The sequence below is a fragment of the Devosia sp. FKR38 genome, from assembly GCF_005222805.1.
GTDB lineage: Bacteria > Pseudomonadota > Alphaproteobacteria > Rhizobiales > Devosiaceae > Devosia.
Genome location: NZ_STGC01000005.1, coordinates 2,157,739 through 2,176,581, shown reverse-complemented (window position 1 = coordinate 2,176,581; position 18,843 = coordinate 2,157,739). Strand labels below are relative to the sequence as shown.

19 protein-coding genes and 1 tRNA gene are annotated in these 18,843 nt (G+C 62.1%); 10 read left to right on the top strand and 10 right to left on the bottom strand.

Annotation, left to right across the window (positions count from 1 at the left end):
• Positions 1-45: 45 nt before the first annotated feature.
• Positions 46-1,671, top strand: a complete 1,626-nt coding sequence (locus tag E8M79_RS15510; protein WP_137152756.1) for an MFS transporter — start codon at positions 46-48, stop codon at positions 1,669-1,671.
• A 116-nt stretch (positions 1,672-1,787) separates the two neighbouring features.
• Here E8M79_RS15510 and E8M79_RS15505 read toward each other — a convergent pair whose 3' ends face one another.
• Complete coding sequence (locus E8M79_RS15505) at positions 1,788-2,081, bottom strand: hypothetical protein (protein ID WP_137152755.1); 294 nt, start codon at positions 2,079-2,081, stop codon at positions 1,788-1,790.
• 307 nt (positions 2,082-2,388) lie between these two features.
• On the opposite strand from E8M79_RS15505, the gene E8M79_RS15500 reads away from it, so the two are divergent.
• The 3 genes from E8M79_RS15500 (at position 2,389) to E8M79_RS15490 (ending at position 3,946) form a co-directional block, all read left to right on the top strand.
• A complete protein-coding gene (locus E8M79_RS15500; protein WP_171015886.1) occupies positions 2,389-2,940 on the top strand; it encodes a PadR family transcriptional regulator in 552 nt (183 codons plus the stop codon).
• Complete coding sequence (locus E8M79_RS15495) at positions 2,922-3,551, top strand: GyrI-like domain-containing protein (protein ID WP_205747920.1); 630 nt, start codon at positions 2,922-2,924, stop codon at positions 3,549-3,551. The genes E8M79_RS15500 and E8M79_RS15495 overlap by 19 nt, the downstream gene beginning before the upstream one ends.
• A gap of 173 nt (positions 3,552-3,724) precedes the next feature.
• On the top strand, positions 3,725-3,946 hold the full coding sequence (locus E8M79_RS15490) for a DUF2945 domain-containing protein (RefSeq protein ID WP_248305014.1): 222 nt from the start codon (positions 3,725-3,727) through the stop codon (positions 3,944-3,946).
• Between the two features lie 144 nt (positions 3,947-4,090).
• On the opposite strand, the gene phoB is transcribed toward E8M79_RS15490, so the two are convergent.
• The 7 genes from phoB to E8M79_RS15455 form a co-directional block, all read right to left on the bottom strand.
• The gene (gene phoB, locus E8M79_RS15485; protein WP_137152754.1) at positions 4,091-4,792 is read right to left on the bottom strand and encodes a phosphate regulon transcriptional regulator PhoB; all 702 of its coding nucleotides are present in this window, start codon (positions 4,790-4,792) and stop codon (positions 4,091-4,093) included.
• A 3-nt stretch (positions 4,793-4,795) separates the two neighbouring features.
• Positions 4,796-5,497, bottom strand: a complete 702-nt coding sequence (phoU, locus tag E8M79_RS15480) for a phosphate signaling complex protein PhoU (RefSeq protein WP_137152753.1) — start codon at positions 5,495-5,497, stop codon at positions 4,796-4,798.
• Between the two features lie 34 nt (positions 5,498-5,531).
• Entirely contained in the window at positions 5,532-6,314 is a 783-nt protein-coding gene (gene pstB / locus E8M79_RS15475) for a phosphate ABC transporter ATP-binding protein PstB (RefSeq protein ID WP_248305075.1), read from the bottom strand.
• Positions 6,315-6,397: 83 nt separating this feature from the next.
• The gene (gene pstA / locus E8M79_RS15470; RefSeq protein WP_137152751.1) at positions 6,398-7,762 is read right to left on the bottom strand and encodes a phosphate ABC transporter permease PstA; all 1,365 of its coding nucleotides are present in this window, start codon (positions 7,760-7,762) and stop codon (positions 6,398-6,400) included.
• Positions 7,763-7,764: 2 nt separating this feature from the next.
• Positions 7,765-9,144, bottom strand: coding sequence for a phosphate ABC transporter permease subunit PstC (gene pstC, locus E8M79_RS15465; RefSeq protein WP_137152750.1), 1,380 nt, complete (start codon positions 9,142-9,144; stop codon positions 7,765-7,767).
• Positions 9,145-9,204: 60 nt separating this feature from the next.
• Positions 9,205-10,227, bottom strand: a complete 1,023-nt coding sequence (locus E8M79_RS15460) for a substrate-binding domain-containing protein (protein WP_137152749.1) — start codon at positions 10,225-10,227, stop codon at positions 9,205-9,207.
• Between the two features lie 336 nt (positions 10,228-10,563).
• Positions 10,564-11,319: an IclR family transcriptional regulator C-terminal domain-containing protein gene (locus E8M79_RS15455; RefSeq protein WP_137153407.1), complete on the bottom strand. Its 756-nt coding sequence runs from the start codon at positions 11,317-11,319 to the stop codon at positions 10,564-10,566.
• Positions 11,320-11,506: 187 nt separating this feature from the next.
• On the opposite strand from E8M79_RS15455, the gene E8M79_RS15450 reads away from it, so the two are divergent.
• Together E8M79_RS15450 and E8M79_RS15445 are read left to right on the top strand one after the other, a co-directional pair.
• Complete coding sequence (locus E8M79_RS15450; protein WP_137152748.1) at positions 11,507-12,256, top strand: hypothetical protein; 750 nt, start codon at positions 11,507-11,509, stop codon at positions 12,254-12,256.
• An 88-nt stretch (positions 12,257-12,344) separates the two neighbouring features.
• Positions 12,345-12,420: transfer RNA gene (locus E8M79_RS15445), tRNA-Ile, on the top strand.
• A 56-nt stretch (positions 12,421-12,476) separates the two neighbouring features.
• Here the strand turns inward: E8M79_RS15445 and E8M79_RS15440 are convergent.
• Complete coding sequence (locus E8M79_RS15440; RefSeq protein WP_248305074.1) at positions 12,477-13,397, bottom strand: tyrosine-type recombinase/integrase; 921 nt, start codon at positions 13,395-13,397, stop codon at positions 12,477-12,479.
• A gap of 889 nt (positions 13,398-14,286) precedes the next feature.
• On the opposite strand from E8M79_RS15440, the gene E8M79_RS15435 reads away from it, so the two are divergent.
• Positions 14,287-14,610 (top strand): DUF2293 domain-containing protein, encoded by a 324-nt coding sequence (locus E8M79_RS15435; RefSeq protein WP_137152746.1) that lies wholly within the window; start codon positions 14,287-14,289, stop codon positions 14,608-14,610.
• A 273-nt stretch (positions 14,611-14,883) separates the two neighbouring features.
• Positions 14,884-15,339: a hypothetical protein gene (locus tag E8M79_RS15430; protein WP_137152745.1), complete on the top strand. Its 456-nt coding sequence runs from the start codon at positions 14,884-14,886 to the stop codon at positions 15,337-15,339.
• Positions 15,340-16,130: 791 nt separating this feature from the next.
• Here the strand turns inward: E8M79_RS15430 and E8M79_RS15425 are convergent.
• A complete protein-coding gene (locus tag E8M79_RS15425) occupies positions 16,131-16,343 on the bottom strand; it encodes a hypothetical protein (protein ID WP_137152744.1) in 213 nt (70 codons plus the stop codon).
• Positions 16,344-16,651: 308 nt separating this feature from the next.
• Here E8M79_RS15425 and E8M79_RS15420 point away from each other — a divergent pair, with 308 nt between their 5' ends.
• Positions 16,652-17,170, top strand: a complete 519-nt coding sequence (locus tag E8M79_RS15420) for a DUF1775 domain-containing protein (protein WP_137152743.1) — start codon at positions 16,652-16,654, stop codon at positions 17,168-17,170.
• A gap of 102 nt (positions 17,171-17,272) precedes the next feature.
• A complete protein-coding gene (locus E8M79_RS15415) occupies positions 17,273-18,823 on the top strand; it encodes a copper resistance protein CopC (protein WP_137152742.1) in 1,551 nt (516 codons plus the stop codon).
• The last annotated feature ends 20 nt before the right edge of the window (positions 18,824-18,843 follow it).

Sequence of the window (18,843 nt, the reverse complement as noted above, 5' to 3'; positions counted from 1 at the left end):
CAGGCCCAAGAGGGGCGAGTGGTTGACGTGATGTGAGGCGTGATGATGGGCGAGCGGGCATCGGTGCTGGCGCCGTTCCGGCACGAGACCTTCCGGCTGCTGTGGCTGGCGACGCTGGTGTCGAACCTGGGTGGTTTGGTGCAGTCGGTGGGCGCGGGCTGGATGATGACCACGCTGACCAGTTCGCACAATATGGTGGCGCTGGTGCAGGCGTCCTCGACGCTGCCCATCATGGTGTTTTCCATTGCCGCTGGGGCGCTGGCGGATAATTTTGACCGCCGCATTGTGATGATCATCGCCCAGATCGGCATGGCCGTGGTGTCGCTGCTGCTGGCGGCGCTGGGGCTGATAGGGCTGCTGACGCCCTGGCTGCTGCTGGTGTTCACCTTTCTGATCGGCTCGGGCACGGCGCTGTTCAACCCCAGCTGGCAGGCCTCGATGGGCGATATCGTGCCGCGCGAGGATCTGCCCGGCGCGGTGACGCTCAATTCGATGGGCTTTAACATGATGCGCAGCGTCGGCCCGGCGGTGGGCGGGCTGATCGTGGCGCTGGCCGGCGCGGCGGCGGCCTTTGCGCTCAATGCGGTGAGCTATGTGCCGCTGGTGGCGGCGCTGATCCGCTGGAAGCCTGACTATGCGCCCAGCCGCCTGCCGCGCGAGAGCTTCGGCAGCGCGATCCTGGCCGGCATCCGCTATGTGTCACTGTCGCCCAATCTGACCATTGTGCTGCTGCGCGGCTTCCTGTTCGGCTTTGCCGCCATTGCCGTGCTGGCGCTGCTGCCGAGCATTTCGCGCGACTATGTTGGCGGCGGCGCCATGGTCTATGGCACCATGCTGGGCTGTTTCGGGCTCGGCGCGATCGTCGGCGCCTATCTCAATGGCTGGGCGCGGGAGCGCTATAGCAATGAGCGCATCGTGCGGATCGCCTGCCTGGTGTTTGCCCTGGCCTGTGTCGGGCTGGGGTTCAGTCGCGATGGCGTGCTGAGCCATCTGGTGCTGGTGCCGGCGGGCGCCTGCTGGGTGATGTCGCTGAGCCTGTTCAATGTGTCGATCCAGCTGTCGTCGCCGCGCTGGGTGGTGGGCCGGGCGCTGTCGCTCTATCAGACGGCGACGTTTGGCGGCATGGCGGTCGGCAGCTGGATCTGGGGCATGAGCGCCGACGGCGTGGGGCCGGACTGGACGCTGGTGCTGGTGGCGCTGGTGCTGGTCGGCTGTGCGCTGTTGGGCCTGCGCCTGCCGCTGCCGCAGTTTGAGCAGCGTGACCTCAACCCGCTCAACACCTTCAACGAGCCGGTGCTGCAGCTGGACATGACGCCGCGCAGCGGGCCGATCATGGTGATGGTGGATTATCGCATCGCGCAGGGCGACATCCCCAAGTTCCTGGCGCTGATGACCGACCGGCGGCAGATCCGCTTGCGTGATGGGGCGCGGCAATGGGCGCTGCTGCGCGATCTGGAACAGCCGGACCTATGGGTGGAGAGCTATCACGTGCCCACCTGGGTGGACTATGTGCGGCACAATCTGCGGCGCACCAAGGCGGACGCCGAGAACACCAGCGCGCTGCGCCTGCTGCATCGCGGCGAGGGACCGCCGCATGTGCATCGCATGATCGAGCGCCAGACTGTGCCGCGCGAAGACGACATGCCACTGCGGGAAACGCCGGAGGTTTGAGGGCGGGGCGTGTCTGGCCAAGGGGGCTGGTTGCGACCCCATTGCGGTCGCTATCATCGGCGTGACGCTTCGCGAAGGCGGACACTGGTGTAGTCGCTCGCCCTTCTGCTGAGCGACTACACCAGTCCGAGAGCCCAAATGGCGAATCCAAAGAGCAGTAGTCCGCCTGCCATCAGCACCGCACGTTTTGGAGAGATGGACGCTGCAGGGTTCGCAATGATAGCGCCTGAGGGTTTTTCCGTTGTGAGCGCATTGATACACAGCGCAACCACTGCAATGGCCGCTGTACACAACAAGACTGTTGGCTTCATGGCGTGTTCAAAACCGTGGACTACACCAACGGAACACATTATGGCGACGGCAATGCCGGCGAAACCCTCAGCCTGAGCGATCAGCGCTTCGCGGTTCATTGTCATCTCCCATTCTGCTGCTACAGGCGCGAATTATTGTCTATGTGTCAAATATTTACGATCCGCATTGCCTTCGGTGGTTAACCTATTGTGGCGATGAACTACGCGATCGTAAGTTGGCGCTTTGGCCACCAATTCTCCAGACGCTGACTGGAGGCTACCCACCTCAAAACTACCGGGCGAAACCGACGCCGTTGCGGTCGTAAGGCCTCTGAAATCGCCAGCCCAATAGCTGCCATATACGGATGTTGGCGCCCCGCTGATTTTGGGACTTGCCAATTTAGGTTCTATATTCTAGTACTAGAATATGTTGAGTGTGACCCTTACAGATGCCGAACTCATGCTCCTCGGTCTCGTGTCCGAGATGCCCAGGCATGGATATGAGCTGGAGCAGGTCATCGAAACGCGCGGAATGCGCGAGTGGACCCCGATTGGGTTCTCATCGATCTATTTCGTGCTGGGCAAGCTGGAAAGGGCCGGGCTTGTAAAGGCCGAGGTCGCTGCTGGGGCCAAGGCGCGGAAGGTCTTCTCAATCACGGCGATTGGACGTGACGCGCTGCTTGACCAGACCAAGACCGCACTGGCGACTTTCCGTCCCACATTTTCATCGTTGTTGTTGGGGATGACACACTGGCCTGTGCTGACACGTGACGCAGCTTTGGAGGGTCTGGAACAGCGCAAAGCATCCATAGACGCCGAAGTCGAGCGCATTGAAGTTCTGAGGCGGCAGCGACAGCCCATGCCCGATCATGTCGAGGTTCTTTTCGATTTCTCTGCGGGCCAACTGGCCGCCGAGCGCATGTGGATCACCACCACCCTGAATTACATGAGGAGCAAGCCATGGGCACCAATGGAATGATCGATTTGACGCAAGACCGGGCTTTGCTCGCCGCGCTTTACGCCCCCAAGAAAGGCGATTTCAGTCAAGTAGATGTTCCCTTGCTGCCATTCGCCATTCTCGATGGCGCAGGCATTCCCAATGAACAAATCGTGGGTGCCGCGGTGAAGGCGCTCTATACCGCCATCTATCCGATCAGACGTGAGGCGCGAGAACGTACGGGCAAGGCGTTTGTCGAAGCGCCCTTGGAAATCCTGTATTGGGCTGAAGACATGAATGATCTTGCCGCTGGCCGTAGAGATAAATGGAATTGGCGCGTTCAGATAACACTTCCGGTTTGGGCTGACGCGGAGCGACTAGATGCCTCAGTTCTTGAGATGCGTTCCAATTTAGAAGAGGCAACTGCTCCCCGTTGGGAAGCGGTCGCAGAGGGGACGTGCGTTCAATATCTCCATGTTGGGCCGATAGACGAGCTCCAAACCGTGCTGACGGGCCTCTATGGCGATTACTTGCCGCAAGAGGGGCTTGAGCCAGCGGGTCCCTATCATGAGATCTATCTTGATGACTTCAATCGCGTGGCACCCGCGAACCGAAAAGTCATCGTCAGGCAACCCGTCCGACAAATAACCTGATCCAAGGCAGCTCTACCTGAATAGCCAGCCAAAAGCCGCCAGTCCGCAAACCACCCCGATGTCGCCATTACCTCCACCTGCGCGAGGCGTCCGCTTTCAGCCGGGTGGCAACTCCAGAACCGATGGCAATTGCAGCCAATTGGGTTATTGGCGTAGTCCTCCAGAGTGAGGACATGAGCATGGCGCATTTGCAGATCGGTACGAATGTCAAATGGCGCTGGGGCGCGCATTGGGCCCATGGACGCATCGAGCAGGTCTTTACGGAAAAGACCACGCGCACCATTCGGGGCACGCAAGTCACGCGACATGCGAGCCCGGAAGCGCCTGCCTATCTGATCACACAGCCTCGGGGTGGCGTGGTTCTCAAGAATGGCAATGAAATCACCGAGGAATAGGGGCTGGTGCAATGCCCCCACCTAACCTCCGCCTGAAGGGGGAGGGACCGCGTGGTGGTGGGGGCGCCAATCAAGGCAAGCACTGCGCTGCTCCTCCCCCTTCAGGGGGAGGTCGGGAGGGGGTAGGCTGAAAAGAGACCGATCTCACGCCACCTGGGCAAACCGTTCGTCGAAGGCGTAGCCGGCGCCGCGGACGGTGCGGATCGGGTCGGTTTCGCGGCCGCGGTTGATGGCGCGGCGCAGGCGGCCGATGTGGACGTCCACGGTGCGCTCGTCGACATAGACGTCATTGCCCCAGACGCCATCGAGCAATTGCTCGCGCGAATAGACGCGGCCGGGATGGCGCATGAGATATTCGAGCAGGCGGTATTCGGTGGGGCCCAGGTGCACGTCGCGGGTGGCGCGGCGGACGCGGTGGGTGGTGCGGTCGAGCTCGAGGTCGCCGACCTTGAGGGCGGCGGTGACCAGATTGGGATTGGACCGGCGCAGCAGGGCGTGGATGCGGGCGACCAGCTCGGGCACCGAGAAGGGCTTGACCACATAATCGTCGGCGCCGGTGGCCAGGCCGCGCACGCGCTCTTCTTCCTCACCGCGGGCGGTGAGCATGATGATCGGCACGCGGGCGGTTTCCTCGCGCGCGCGCAGGCGGCGGCAGATCTCGATGCCGGAGATTTCCGGCAGCATCCAGTCGAGCAGGATCAGATCGGGCAGCTTGTCTTGGATGGCGTGGGTGGCCTCGTCGCCGGTTTCTGCGGTGACGACGCGAAAGCCCTCGGCCTCCAGATTGTAGCGCAGGAGGATGGCAATATCGCCTTCGTCCTCGACGACGAGAATGGTGGCTGGCATCGACTAGACCTTGATCTGTGTCCGCTGCAGTTCTTCGACATCGGTCGACAGCTGCTTGCCGGTCTGCAAATAGTAGGCGCGCTCGGCGATATTGGTGGCGTGATCGCCGATGCGTTCCAGGCTCTTGGCGCAGAACAGCAGATGGGTGCAGGGCGTGATGTTGCGCGGGTCTTCCATCATATAGGTGAGCAGTTCGCGGAACAGCGAGGTGTGCATGGCATCGACCTCGTCATCGCGGTTGCAGACCTCAATGGCGCCCTGGGCATCACGGTTGGAATAGGCGTTCAGCGATTCCTTGATCTGGCGCAGCACCAGGGCAGTCATGTTCTTGACGCCATTGTAGAAGGTGGGCTGCAGGCTCATGCCGTCGAGCTTGAGCGAGCGGCGGGCCAGCTGCTTGGCCATGTCGCCGACGCGCTCGAGATCGGCGGCGACGTGGATGGCGGTGACGATGGCGCGCAGATCCGAGGCCATGGGCTGGCGACGGGCGATCATGGAGACGGCCATGTCGTCGATCTTGCGCTGCATGTCGTCGATGCGCTGATCGGCAATGATGGTGACATCGGCCAGCTCGCGATCAAGCGTGAGCAGGGCCTTGGTGCCATTCTCGATGGCCACTTCAACCTCGCCACCCATTTCGGCAATGGTCTGGGCCAGCGCGGTCAGTTCGTCATTGTAGGAAGATACGATGTGGTCGGGTGTCATGCTGTTTCCTCTGGACCGTGCCGGGGCGCGGCGATTAGCCGATACGGCCCATGATATAGTCCTGGGTCTGCTTGTTGACCGGATTGGTGAAGATGTCTTCGGTGACGCCTTCCTCGATCAGATTGCCCAGGTGGAAGAAGGCCGTGCGCTGGCTGACGCGCGCCGCCTGCTGCATGGAGTGGGTGACGATGACGATGGTGTAGTTCTCGCGCAGCTCGTCGATCAGCTCTTCGATGATGGCGGTGGCGATGGGGTCCAGGGCCGAGCAGGGCTCGTCCATCAGGATGACCTCGGGGCCAACGGCAATGGCGCGGGCAATGCACAGGCGCTGCTGCTGACCACCGGAGAGGCCGGTGCCGGGTTCGTTGAGACGGTCCTTGACCTCTTCGAACAGGCCCGCCTTGCGCAGGGAGGACACGACGATCTCGTCCATGTCGGTCTTGGACCGGGCCAGGCCATGGATCTTGGGGCCGTAGGCGACGTTCTCATAGATCGACTTGGGGAAGGGATTGGGCTTCTGGAAGACCATGCCGATGCGGGCGCGCAGTTCCACCACGTCCAGATTGGGATCGTAGATGTCGTCGCCGTCCAGCTTGATGGTGCCGCCGACCTTGGCGCCCTCAATGGTGTCGTTCATGCGATTGATGCAGCGCAGGAAGGTGGACTTGCCGCAGCCCGAGGGTCCGATGAAGGAGGTGACGGCGCGATCGGGGATGTCGATCGAGATGCCGTGCAGGGCCTGCTTGGCACCATAATGCACGGTGACGTCGCGCGCGGTCAGGCGGATCGGGCGTTCGAGGGCGTCGATGGGGTTCATGGTGCTGTTCACTGATTGCTGAGTCATTTTAACCTTGCCGGCGACCATATCCATTTGCGTCATCCTTGTGTCTGGTATCGCGATCAGGCGCGCTTTTCGAGGCGGCTGCGCAGGTAGATCGCGACGCCGTTCAAGCAGATCATCACCATAAGCAGGACGATGATCGCTGCGGCAGTGCGGGGTTCAAAGAAATTGCGGTTCTCATTGCCCTGCCAGAGGTAAATCTGGACGGGCAGGGCGGTGGCCTGATCGAAGGGGGTGACCGGGACGGACGCCACGAAGGCCTTCATGCCGATCAGCAGGAGCGGGGCGGTTTCGCCCAGGGCGTGGGCCACGCCCAGGATGGTGGCGGTCAGGATCGAGGGGAAGGTGACCGGCAGCACATGGTGGAACACCATCTGCGTCTTGGATGCACCCATGCCCAGAGCCGCCTGGCGCAGGGCGGGCGAGACGCCCAGCAGCGCACCGCGGGTGGCGATGATGATGGTGGGCAGGGTCATCAGCGTCAGCACCAGGCCGCCCACGATGGGGGCCGAGATGGGCAGGTGCATGTAGTTGATGAAGGCAGCGGCGCCGAGCAGACCGAAGACGATGGAGGGCACGGCTGCCAGATTGTTGATGTTGACCTCGATGAAGTCGGTCAGCTTCGACTTGGGGGCAAATTCCTCAAGATAGATGGCGCTGGCCACCCCGATCGGCACGGCGAGAACGATGACGATCAGCATCATGTAGAGCGTGCCGACGAAGGCGCCGAGCAGGCCGGCGCTGGCCGGGGCGGAACGGCTGTCCACATTGGTGAAGATCGACCAGGAGAAGCCATTGCTGATCTTGCCATTGGCAACCATGGTGTCGATGACGGCGCGGGCCGGGGCGGAGAGCTGCTGCTGGCTGTCGGGCAGGGAGCGGTCGATATTGCCCTTGATCCAGTTGGCGGCATTGGCCGAGGCGAGGACGTCGATGTCGACGGTCTGGCCGAGCAGGGACGGATCGGCAACGAAGCGCTCGCGCACTTCATGGCGGGCATCGGTCTCGGCGATGGTCAGCAGGTCCTTGCTGGTGATCTCGACGCCCGCCGGCACCATGGTGCGCAGGCTGGCCTCGATGACCTTGTTCCAGTTCAGCATGGCCACATCGCGCTGCCACTTCAGGTTGGCCGCCTGGAAATCGGCATCAGACTGGCCGGCGGCCTGAACCGGGGCCGGTTCAACGCCGATGATGGCCGGATCGAAGTTGACCGACAGGTGCAGGTTCGACTGGGTAAAGGCGGGGATGCCCTTGCGACCCACGTCGATGAACAGCAGGGCAACAAAGCCCAGGGCCAGGACGACCGCGGCCAGGCCGAGGCCGCGGAAAATCTTCTCGCTCAGGTTACGCCGGGTGAGGCTGGCGCGGATGAGCTTTGTCCGCTCGATGGACGACAGATGGGTGTTGGACACAGTAGCGGTCATGATTATTCGTACTGCTCCCGGAAGCGACGGACAATGTACAGGGCGAAGATGTTGAGGCAGAGCGTGATGATGAAGAGCGTCAGGCCCAGGGCAAAGGCAACCAGGGACTGCGGCCCGGCAAAGTCGCTATCGCCGGTGAGCTGATTGACGATGGAGACGGTGATGGTGGCCACCGGCTCGAAGGGATTGCCGCGCAGCACCGGGCTGTTGCCGGCGGCGAGCACCACGATCATGGTTTCACCCACGGCACGGCTGACGGCCAGCAGGAAGGCGCCGACGATGCCGGGCAGGGCTGCGGGCAGCAGCACATTGCGGATGGTCTCGGACTTGGTGGCGCCCAGGCCATAGGCACCGTCGCGCAGGGTGCGCGGCACCTGGTTGAGAATGTCGTCGCTGAGCGAGGACACGAAGGGGATGATCATGATGCCCATGACCACGCCGGCAGTCAGCGCGCTGGTGGCCTTGATGTCCAGGCCCACCAGATTGCCGAAATCGCGGAGGAACGGACCCACAGTCACCAGGGCGAAGAAGCCGAAGACGATGGTGGGAATGCCGGCCAGAACTTCGATGATCGGCTTGGCGACCGCGCGCAGGCGCGGATGGGCGTATTGGCTGAGGTAGATGGCGGCCATCAGACCCACCGGGACAGCGACCAGCATGGCGATGATGGTGATCATCAGCGTGCCGGCCAGCAGGGGCAGCAGGCCATACTGGCCATGGGCGCCCGTGTCGGTGGACGAGAAGCTTGGGTTCCACACCGTGCCGAAGAAGAATTCGATCGGGTTGACGAAGGAGAAGAAGTGGATGGCTTCGGTCAGCAGCGAGGCGACGATGCCTACCGTGGTCAGGATCGCCACAGCCGAGCAGGCGATGAGGGCGACATTGATGACGCTCTCGACAGCATTGCGGGCCCGCAGACGCGCCGTGATCCGGCTGCGCGCATAGAGCAGCGCGGCAATGCCGGCGACGGCGGCCAGCACGGTGACCACCACGAAGGTGATGAACTGGAAGGAACGCAGCGCATCGGCGGCGGCCTGCTCAAAAGGCTGCACATCGCCGGCCACGCCATAGCCGGTGGCCAGGGAGCGGATGCGGGCGACGGTGGCATCGAGCGCGACCGGATCAAGGCCGGAGAGCGTATCGGCCGGGATCTGGCCGGTGATGTAATTGGTGGTGATGCCCTCGCCGAACCAGCCCCAGAGGCCGAGAACGACAAGCGCGGGCAGCATGGCCCAGATGGCCACATAGGAGCCGTGGTACTGCGGGCGGGAGTGAACCTTGACGCCGGCAGTGGTGGCCAGGCCGCGGCTGCGCGACCAGCCGGACTGATATGCCAGGCCGAGCAGAACGAGCAGCATGCCGGCAATGATCAGGGAATTCATGGTTACGCGCCCTCGCCAACGGGAAATGGGCCGCGCCAGAGGCGCGGCCCAAGGAGTTTCTTACTTCGCGCCGGCTTCGAAAGCGGCGAGAACTTCAGCGGTCTTGTCAGCCGGCTGCGGGATCAGGCCAGCTGCCTCCAGCGAACCACCGGCGCCCGAGATGGCGTCGGAGAGGAAGAACGAGACGTATTCTTCGATGCCGGGGATCACGCCGATGTGCTGGCCCTTAACGTAGAAGAACAGGGGACGCGAGACCGGGTATTCGCCGGCGGCAACCGATTCAGCCGACGGAACGACGCCGTCGATGGTGGCAACCTTGAGGGTGTCCTTGTTCTGCTCGTAGAACGAGAGACCGAACACGCCAACGGTGTCCTTGTTGGAGCTCAGGCGCGCCAGGGTCTCGGTGTAGTCGCCAGCGATTTCGACAACGACGTCCTGACGGAAGGTGGTCAGGGCAGCCTTCTTCTCGTCATCGGTCAGGCCTTCGGGAAGGCCAGCAGCCTCGGCACCGGCGTTCACAACCTTTTCCTGGAAGACTTCACGGGTGCCGTGGTTGGCGCCCGGGATGGCCAGAGCGATTGCCTGGTCGGGGAGCGAAGCGTCGATTTCCGACCACTTGGTGTAGGGATTGTCGACGAGCTTGCCGTCAACCGGAACCTGAGCTGCGATGGCCTTGTAGACCTGGGCAGGGGTCAGGGCGAAGTCCGGGCCACCAGCGGCCGAAGCGAACACGATGCCGTCGAAGCCGAACTGGATTTCACGGATGTCGGTGACGCCAGCGGCGACACAGGCTTCCTTTTCGCTGTCCTTGATGGCGCGCGAGGCATTGGCGATGTCGATGGTGTTTTCGCCGACGCCTTCGCAGAACTGCTTCAGGCCGCCGCCGGTGCCGCCGGAGCCGACGACCGGGGTCTTGAACTCGGGGAACGCAGCGCCGAACTCTTCAGCAACGATCGAGGCGAAGGGCAGCACGGTGGACGAGCCAGCGATCTGGATGGTGTCGCGCGACTGGGCGAAAGCAACGGGAGTGCCGAACGCGACGAGCGCGATCACGGCAGCACTGGCGAAAAGTGCAGACTTCATGGGGAGTTCCCTTTCGGAATTCAGTTCAAACCTGGCTGGCCAATCCGGAAGGTCATTCCCCGGAGCCGCCCTTTGACGAGCCAGACCATATTGGCGCCGCACGACGGTTTTATTGCGTTTCAGTGACGCGTTTGTGACAGGTTAACGCGCTGTTTTATATGGATGATTTCGACAATATGTCGGAGAGGCCCCGGCTTTGTGACGGCTTTTTTTGGTGAGCGGCGTCACAAAGCTTGCTAACTCCACAGGCGCGTCCGTGTGGGGGCGGGCTGCGGGTGCGAACGTGCCAGCAAGCCCTCAATAGGCCGATTATGTGACAGCCATGCGATGGCTGGGTCAGCGCAGCAGCGGGCGCAGTTCGGCCTGGACCTTGCGCATGAGCGGCAGGAAATGGGCGATCATGTGCGAGGTCGAGGCACGGGCTGTCTGGGCGCCGATGTTGAGGGCCGCCACGGTGTGGCCCTGCATATTGTGCAGCGGCACGGCAATCGAGCACAGGCCCAGCTCAAGCTCTTCATCGATGACTGCAAAGCCCTGGGCGGCGACAACGGCCAGTTCGGTGGTGATGGAAGCCAGATCGGCCTTGGTCTTGGCGGTATAGGCGATCAGATCGGAGCGATGGAGGATGTCGGCGGCGGCCTGGGGGGGCATGGCGGCCAGCATGATGCGGCCCATGGAGGTGCAATAGGCCGGCAAATGGGCGCCGGCGCCCAGGTTGATCGACATGACGCGGCGATGGGAGGCACGGGCGATATAGAGGATCTCGGTGTTGTCGAGCACGGCGGCCGAGGAGGATTCGTGGACCTGGGCCGAGAGATCGTCGAGAAAAGGCTGGATCAGGCGCGGCAGCGGGGTGGCGGCGAGATAGGAATGGCCCAGATTGAGAATGCGGGGGGTGAGGCGGAAGAACTTGCCGTCGTAGCTGGCGTAGCCGAGATGGGTGAGGGTGAGCAGGCAGCGGCGGGCGGTGGCGCGCTCAAGCCCGGTGCGGCGGGCCACATCGGTGATCGAAAGGCTGGCATGTTCCTCATCGAAGCATTCGATAACCGCCAAGCCCTTGACCAGGCCGTTGATGATGTCGCCTTCGCGCATGGTTCCCCGGATGTTGGTGCGCATGCCGACACATGGGCGCAGAGCGCACAATAGGCAAAGGGGCGTGGCGCGACAATGGCGGGCGGTGGACGGAATGGGCGTCGGGCAGCTTGCCCGATGACCGGGGGGCGGGACATTGTCAGGCAGGGTCCGTTGCGTGCGGCGGCGATCAGCATAGGGGATAGGCATGAGCGGGACGGTGCAGGCTTTGGCGGAGGCGCTGTTTGCAGCGCGGCGGGATAGCCGGCAGATTGCGGCGGTGCCGGCGGACTGGATTCCCGGGAGTCTGGACGCAGCCTATGTGGTGCAGGACGCGGTGATGGTCCATGAGGGCGCCATCGGCGGCTGGAAGGTTTTGGCCGGGGACGATCCGGCGCCGATCTGTTCACCGATTCCGGCATCGCGCTTTCATGCCAGCGGCGTGCGGCTGGAGCGGGCCAGACTGATGATCCATCTCACGGAAGTCGAAGTGGCGGTGCGGCTGAGCCAGGCGCTGCCGGTGCGCAGCGCGGCCTATACCGATGCGGAGGCGGCGGCGGCCATCGGCACGGTGCATGCTGCGCTCGAGATGTGCGCGACGTCCTTTGCGCCGGAGGTGGGGGCGCCGCATCTGCTCAAGATGGCGGATTTGCAGAGCAATGCCGCCGTGATCGTCGGCGCGGGCGTGGCGGTGCCGCTGGCGGTCGACTTCGCCACACTGCCGGCCCAGCTCAGCTATGATGGCGCGGATGTCGAAGAGATCGCGGCGGGGGCCAGCTGGGCGCAGATCATCGCGGCGGTGACCTATATCGCCAATGTGGCCAGCGCGCGCGGGCATGGGCTCAAGGCGGGGGATGTGCTGATCACAGGTGCGCGGCTTAAGCATCCGGCAGTGGCGCCTCACCATATCGTCGGCACGGTGGCAGGCCTGCCCGAGGTGGTGCTGGAGCTGGCCTAGACGCCGCGCCAAGTGCCCTCGCCGGGCCATTTGACCGGCGCGGCAGGGGCATGCTACCAGCCCAACCATCGTCCGCACGCGGCACGATGGGCCTATAGCTCAATGGTTAGAGCCGACCGCTCATAACGGTCTGGTTCCAGGTTCGAGTCCTGGTGGGCCCACCATATTCTTCAATGGCTTAGCCTGATCCTCGGTTGGCGTCTCCACCGAAATCTCCACTTTATGCGTTCCGGCGAAAACCGAGACTGGCGCCTTTCAAGTGGTCTGGATGGTGATGACCATAGGTTCTCTCAACCATTTCTGGGGACATGCCGAGATAGCCGGCCGCTTCCCAGATGGAAACACCATTCTGCATGAGCCAGGTCGCAGCTGTGTGGCGCAACGTGTGGGGCGTGACGTCTTTACTCAAGCCTGCAAGTTCAACCGCACGCCCAAATCCGGTCTTGACGGACTGCACTGCCTTGCCGTTCCACACTACGAAGTGCTCCTGAGGATGGCCACCCAGAACTGGCTTGCCCCACCTTCTCATGTGGCTCAACAAGTTCGGTGGCAGTGGTACCGGCGGTTGCCTCTTGTTTGTGGCGCGCTTACCTCCTGCAAGTCGATAGAATATCCCCCGGTCGAGGTCGACATAAGATTTGCCGTCGCCCTTTTTCGGGGACGCAGAAGCGATCGCCGCCGCGCGGGTCCCCGTGTATAGCCCAATCAAGACGAAGCGAGCGATGTGGCGCAGCGGGTACCTTGTCGTCGCCAACGGCCTGCCCTTTTGTGTGCCGCGATGCCGAACCTGAATCTCCCTGGTTCGCCAACAGACCCAGAGAAGCCGAGCGGCTTCAGATCGAGTCAACCATCGTTCACGCGGCTGCCCCCTCTCTGGCAGCCACACGCCGACAACCCCGCGATGCAGGCCCTCTTTCGAGTGATGATTGATAGCCGCGCGCAAGTCTTCCAAGTCGCGTCTCGCTCCGCCTCTGGCCGTTTTGGGTGGTAGAGGCCGCTGACCGCGTCCTGCGCGCCTAACATTGGCCTCTCGCTGCCGTCTGTCTTCTTCTAGCGCACGCCAATCTGCATACGCCCGGCACGACACACCTGTGACCTCCGACAAGGTTTTGCCGCCCCACCATGTCGTAAGGCGTGCCATGCGCTCGTCGTGCTTTGCTTGGTTCGCAATCCCTGGCCGGCGGTCTTCGTCATAGATCGAGAGCACATCGGCGACATCGATTGTTTCTATATCCCGAACACGTCTCTCAGGGGCGTATTTGGAGGTGATATACTGGGCTAGCTTTTCTTCCGCGCGTTCAATTTCGCCAGCAACGCATCCCGTGGAGATACGTTCGGTCCCGTGGACGATGAACCACTGGCTGTTCGCAATCCGCTTTCCGGTCGACTTATTGATTCGCTCCTTTCGGAGCCAGAGATGTGCGCCTTTCCTGGCACGCGGCATGCGACCCTCATTGCTTCTATCGCCCTTAAACTGGTGAACTGTTTTCCAGCAATCACCTCGACCTGTAGCCGTCCCCGCGCAATCTCTCGTCGCAGTCCGGAGACAGTCATCCCACCCAGCGGAAATCCAAGCTTAACCGCGTCCGCGAGGCGCAGCGGTGTATCTGGATGAACGGCAACCGGGGGCTGGCTATTCGCGCCCTGAGCCTCGTCAGCGTGGGGCCCAGCCACTTTACTGGGAGACCAAGTTGTGCGCCGGCGGTGTCAGCTCCTGGCTCAATTCCCAACGGCCAGATGCCTTCACTTCGGTAGGGAGATTGGCTATGGAATTGTGAGTTGCGATTTCGAATATATAGTTCAACGATTTAACCTCAGCGTCACAGCCAGAGACCTGGCTCTGATTTGCGCTATAGCCATCGCAGATTTGGGATGCAGATTGTTTTTGCGGGAATAGAGAAAATTCTGAACCAGGCATGTCGCCTGTCAGACCCCGAGCAAAAGTCGGATGAGTTGTTCAGCAAGCAACGGCCCACCTATCCATGGCACATCAGCATGGGTTGCGAGTACGCGACTCGAGCGTGCTCGCAATGACGCGTTTCACAGCGAAGGCCGTCGAGCGGCATATCCGCAAGAACCATCCTGGGTGCCCAGACTTTGCCGTCACCTATATCGTAGAACGAATAAGCGAAAGGGACTGGCAAGGCAGGTCGCTTGGCGCTGCGGTGGGCACAACGATGCAGGGAATTCTTCGTCATGTCATGACCGACTATGACAGCCTGCTGTTGGCTGGCATCGACCGGATCGAAGCGCGAAAGAGAGTTCAACCGAGAATAAACGCCTTGCTGGCAGTCTGGTCTAAAGAACGTAAGAGGTCGCCCATTCCGAGTGACGAAAAAACGTCCCTCGAATAAAGGGCCTAGTCTCGATCTTCTGATCGTCACCAGACCGCTATTTGACCGGTCAGCGTTGGAACCATTCAGCCACCTTGGTAGTAGGGCCGTCCGCTATGCGCCCCAATTCGGACGTTCCGGCCGGCGTTGCGATTTCCGAAAAGCTGACGGTCCGCACAGGCACCCCCGCTACTCACGCCACCCTCAAGAAACTTCCTTTGGGTTTGCGCCTGGTCAAAGTGGGCTGATTACCGACGGATACAAAAAGGGGACCAAGCCTGAGCAGGAGTTTGCATGTCTGGGAACTTTTTGGGGATGGTCATGTACTTTGAGCGGGAGGAACTCCGAGCCTTAACCGTTGAGTTCAGCGACCGCCTTCGTCGGGATCCCGAACTTACCCCAGTGCTGACCCGTTTGGTCGGCAATCACTGGGCTGCCGCCGAAGCCGCTTTCCATCACTTTTTGCTGTCCCAACTCTTCGGCGACGCGCGACCGCATTTGGACCCAGTAGAGTTGGAGCGGGCGGCTGGCATACTGGACGCTACCTCGATTGATCGGCTAGTCGAGGTGTTGCTGGCGTCCGCGTTGTACTGCCTGCCGCTGCATAGCGCAGCGCGCATTGATGAGGTGGGAGAAGACATCGCACGGCTGTTGAAATCGCTGCTCCAGCACGACGGTGAGGCGCGCTCCGAGCACATCGCAACGGCTTTTGGAAAATTGTCCGCCGGGGCGCTTCAGAGTTCCCTATGACCTAGCGAAGTGTCCATCGGCAAGGGAGGCCACTGTATTAGGTCAACGTCGCTTGGTCGCACCTCGCTCAATATTCGCGCTGCGGACTTGGTAAAAGCGAACTCCATTCGTCGGATTTGCCCTTCCAGGTCCTCCAGCCTTCGCTCCAGACTCCTCCGGAAAAGGGCAGTCGTTTGACCCTCTACCTGGTCAAGCAACCAAGGGCCGAAGGGGCGTAGATTTGCGGCACTCGACCGGTGCAGCATGGTTACAAGGTTTCGGGCGAGAGGTGTTAGGGTTCTGCAGTCGTGCGGCAGCACAAAGAGTTCGCGCATCGCGTCCCCGACCGCGGACCAGTCGCCTGACGACACGTGGTGTATGACATTGCCAAAATGGCCGTGATCCTTGACCTGGATCACGATCAACTCGGCGAGGGCATTGATCAGCGTAGCACTGCCATCTTCAAGCAAGAGTTCAAATGCAGTGATCGATGCGTGTTTCATCGCGGCGCCCTGGGATGATGCCAATGACTATCTGGGATCCGGGGGCAGTTCTTTGCGCTTACACAAGTACGGCCCATTTCATGGGCTTCGACTTAATGGCAGACTTGGGGAACCTAGGGGCACTTCAGGAATGAGAACTCCAGCCGCTAGCCCCAATCACAGATGAAGTCATGATCGTTGTCTTTGATGGACGCGCCGGCTTGGCTTAAGGGGCGATGACGGCAGCGGGACCTGCTTAGCCTGTTATTGTTTCTTCTTGAGACCTGCCGGTAAATTGATCCAAGGCAAAGAACTGGGCCTGAATGGTCGCTACCGGTTCATTGCGACACTTCTGCACTGGTCGCGGGGTGACAGGCCATTGTAAGGCGGTTGCCAAATGAGGTGACCATGCCTTTCCGGTCGAGGAGCATCGCAAGAGAGTTCAGCAGCGCGGTCGCCGTGCTTGCGGTCTATCTCCTTGTTCTGCTTGTGCCCCTGCACCAGGCCGGCGGTCTCCAGCGTGATCTGGTCGAACTCGGCCACGCCGCCCCCTCGGCCTGGGCGCTCTGCGAGGCAGCGTCGCCCGGCACTGGCGGGGACGGTCCCTCTATCGGGATCAAGTGTCCTCTTGCCGGCGTCGGGAAGCAGGACCTCATTGCGGCCGAACCTGGTTCGCTGGAACTCGGCACCTTCCGACGCACCGCGACCGGGGTCAGCTACCCCTATCGTCCGGGCCCGCCTCGGCCGACTGTTGACCCACATGTCGGCCAAGCCCGCGCCCCTCCGATGACGGTATGACAACGCTCTCGGCACCTTACTGCCACCAGACCAGATTCTCATTGGAGATCATCATGATCCGCACTTTTGCCTGCGCGGCCGTCGCCGCCGCAACCCTCACTGCCGTCCCCGCCTTCGCCCACGCCACCCTCGAAGTGCGGCAGGCCGCTATCGGCTCCACCTACAAGGCCGTGCTGCGCGTCCCGCACGGTTGCGGCGCCGAGGCCACCAACGTCGTCCGCATCCAGATTCCCGAAGGCTTCTACAATGTTAAGCCCATGCCAAAGGCTGGCTGGACTCTGGAGACGGTGACCGGTCCCTATGCCCAGTCCTATGACAACCACGGCACGCCGTTGACAGAAGGCGTCAAGGAGATTGTCTGGAAGGACGGCAATCTGCCCAACGAGTGGTATGACGAGTTCGTCTTCCGCGGCACCTTTGCTGGCACCCTCGAGCCGGGCCGGTTCTACTTTCCGGCAGTCCAGGAATGCGCGAACGGCGAAGAAGCCTGGATCGACGTGACCGGAGCCGACAACGTCGAGATGCCGGCCCCCAGCCTCGAACTCGTCCCTGCGGGAGCGTCAGGTCACTAGCCAAGAAAGGGGCGCGGCTCCCACCGCGCCCTCCAAAACCAAGGAGAATGGCATGCGCATGCCTGCTCGCCTGTTGCTGCTTGGGGGGGGGTAGTGCTGAGCTTGGCACTGCCTTCCTCCGGGATGGCCTGGGTCCATGCCCAACTGCTTGCGACCGATCCTGGTGAGAACGCCGTCCTTGACGCAGCACCGGGGCAGGTCACGCTGACTTTCAACGAGCCAGTCAGCCCGCTGATGCTGATGCTGATCGGCCCTGACGGCAGTTCCTCTGACATCACCGGCGATGCCCTTGGCGGCGAGATCGTCACGGTAAGCCTGCCGTCCGTTCTCGATGAGGGCACTCATGTCCTGAGCTGGCGCGTGGTCTCCACGGATGGCCACCCTATCGGAAGCTCGCTCGTGCTCTCCATCAGCAGGGTGACCGGTGCAGTTGCGGTCAAAACCACCGAACCGGCAGTCGCAATCGCGCTCAGGACGGGCAAGGCGCTGCTCTTCGTCGCCATCTTCTTCGGCGTTGGTGGCGCGGTCGTCGCGACCTTGATTCCATTTCCCAATGGCCTACGCCTGTTAGCGGGTGCTCTTTGCATGCTCGGCTTGCTGCTGGTGCCAGCCACGCTTGGCCTGCATGGCCTGGACGCTCTCGCCTTGCCGCTCTCCTCCGGCTTCACTGGCAAGGCGTGGGGCGCAGCGCTCTCGACCAGCTATGGCGCGACAGCGGTCGTCGATGGCTTCGCTTTTGTCGCAGCCGCCTGCGTGCTCGGCATGCCCAGGGACCGCATGACCATTGGTCTCGGGCTGCTTGCCGGCACTTTGGCTGCGCTTTCGCTGGCCCTGAGCGGCCACGCAAGCGCAGCCGCGCCGCAGTGGTTGACGCGTTCTGCCGTCTTTCTGCACATATGGGGAATACTGTTCTGGGTGGGCGCGCTGTTACCGCTCTGGTCGCTGCTGCGCGATCCCGGCGAAACCGCCTACAGGGCGCTGGCTTCGTTCTCGCGCGCAATCCCTTATGCCGTCGCTCCCCTGGTGCTGTCGGGCGTGGCACTGGCAGTGATACAGATGGGCGCTCCGGGTCCACAATGGTTATCGCCATATGGCCTCGTCCTGGCAGCAAAACTCGGCCTTCTCGCCACGTTATTCGCGCTCGCTCTCTGGAACCGTCTCTGGCTGACAGGCCCCGCCCTGGCTGGTGAGGCCCTAGCAGACCGACGCCTCCGCCAGTCGATCGCTTTTGAGCTGGGGATTATTGTGGTCATTCTGGCTTTGGTTGCCGGCTGGCGCTTCACACCACCGCCCAGAGCGTTGGTCTTGGCGCCCGTCCAGTCAGCTATGGCCGAACCTATCCTGGTCCACCTTATGGATGCTTCTGTCATGGCTATGGTGACCATCTCCCCCGGGCAAGCCGGGCCGGTCACAGTCGATATAGCCGTGATGGATGTTCAAGGCACTCCCAAGGGCGCGCAATCGGTAGCCGTTACATTGCTCTCGCCTTCTCTCGGCATCGAACCGATACGGCGCGAGGCCGCTGCATTGGACGGTGGCTGGGTCGTCGACGGACTGACTATCCCCGTCGCCGGCGATTGGGAGCTCGAAGTCGATATACGTACCGGTCGCTTCGACCTCACAAGGCTTCAGACGGTGCTTGCGATTCCGTAGTTGCAGTCGCCGGGCTCCAG

Excerpts from the sequence above, each read along its gene's own strand:
- E8M79_RS15510 (WP_137152756.1), top strand. The coding sequence starts at position 46 with ATGGGCGAGCGGGCATCGGTGCTGGCGCCGTTCCGGCACGAGACCTTC.
- E8M79_RS15455 (WP_137153407.1), bottom strand. The coding sequence starts at position 11,319 with ATGCGCGAAGGCGACATCATCAACGGCCTGGTCAAGGGCTTGGCGGTT.
- E8M79_RS15460 (WP_137152749.1), bottom strand. The coding sequence starts at position 10,227 with ATGAAGTCTGCACTTTTCGCCAGTGCTGCCGTGATCGCGCTCGTCGCG.
- E8M79_RS15495 (WP_205747920.1), top strand. The coding sequence starts at position 2,922 with ATGGGCACCAATGGAATGATCGATTTGACGCAAGACCGGGCTTTGCTC.
- E8M79_RS15490 (WP_248305014.1), top strand. The coding sequence starts at position 3,725 with ATGAGCATGGCGCATTTGCAGATCGGTACGAATGTCAAATGGCGCTGG.
- E8M79_RS15440 (WP_248305074.1), bottom strand. The coding sequence starts at position 13,397 with ATGGCACGCCTTACGACATGGTGGGGCGGCAAAACCTTGTCGGAGGTC.
- pstB (WP_248305075.1), bottom strand. The coding sequence starts at position 6,314 with ATGAACCCCATCGACGCCCTCGAACGCCCGATCCGCCTGACCGCGCGC.
- E8M79_RS15435 (WP_137152746.1), top strand. The coding sequence starts at position 14,287 with ATGACGCGTTTCACAGCGAAGGCCGTCGAGCGGCATATCCGCAAGAAC.
- E8M79_RS15450 (WP_137152748.1), top strand. The coding sequence starts at position 11,507 with ATGAGCGGGACGGTGCAGGCTTTGGCGGAGGCGCTGTTTGCAGCGCGG.
- pstA (WP_137152751.1), bottom strand. The coding sequence starts at position 7,762 with ATGACCGCTACTGTGTCCAACACCCATCTGTCGTCCATCGAGCGGACA.
- E8M79_RS15505 (WP_137152755.1), bottom strand. The coding sequence starts at position 2,081 with ATGAACCGCGAAGCGCTGATCGCTCAGGCTGAGGGTTTCGCCGGCATT.
- E8M79_RS15420 (WP_137152743.1), top strand. The coding sequence starts at position 16,652 with ATGATCCGCACTTTTGCCTGCGCGGCCGTCGCCGCCGCAACCCTCACT.
- pstC (WP_137152750.1), bottom strand. The coding sequence starts at position 9,144 with ATGAATTCCCTGATCATTGCCGGCATGCTGCTCGTTCTGCTCGGCCTG.
- E8M79_RS15430 (WP_137152745.1), top strand. The coding sequence starts at position 14,884 with ATGTCTGGGAACTTTTTGGGGATGGTCATGTACTTTGAGCGGGAGGAA.
- phoB (WP_137152754.1), bottom strand. The coding sequence starts at position 4,792 with ATGCCAGCCACCATTCTCGTCGTCGAGGACGAAGGCGATATTGCCATC.
- E8M79_RS15500 (WP_171015886.1), top strand. The coding sequence starts at position 2,389 with ATGTTGAGTGTGACCCTTACAGATGCCGAACTCATGCTCCTCGGTCTC.
- phoU (WP_137152753.1), bottom strand. The coding sequence starts at position 5,497 with ATGACACCCGACCACATCGTATCTTCCTACAATGACGAACTGACCGCG.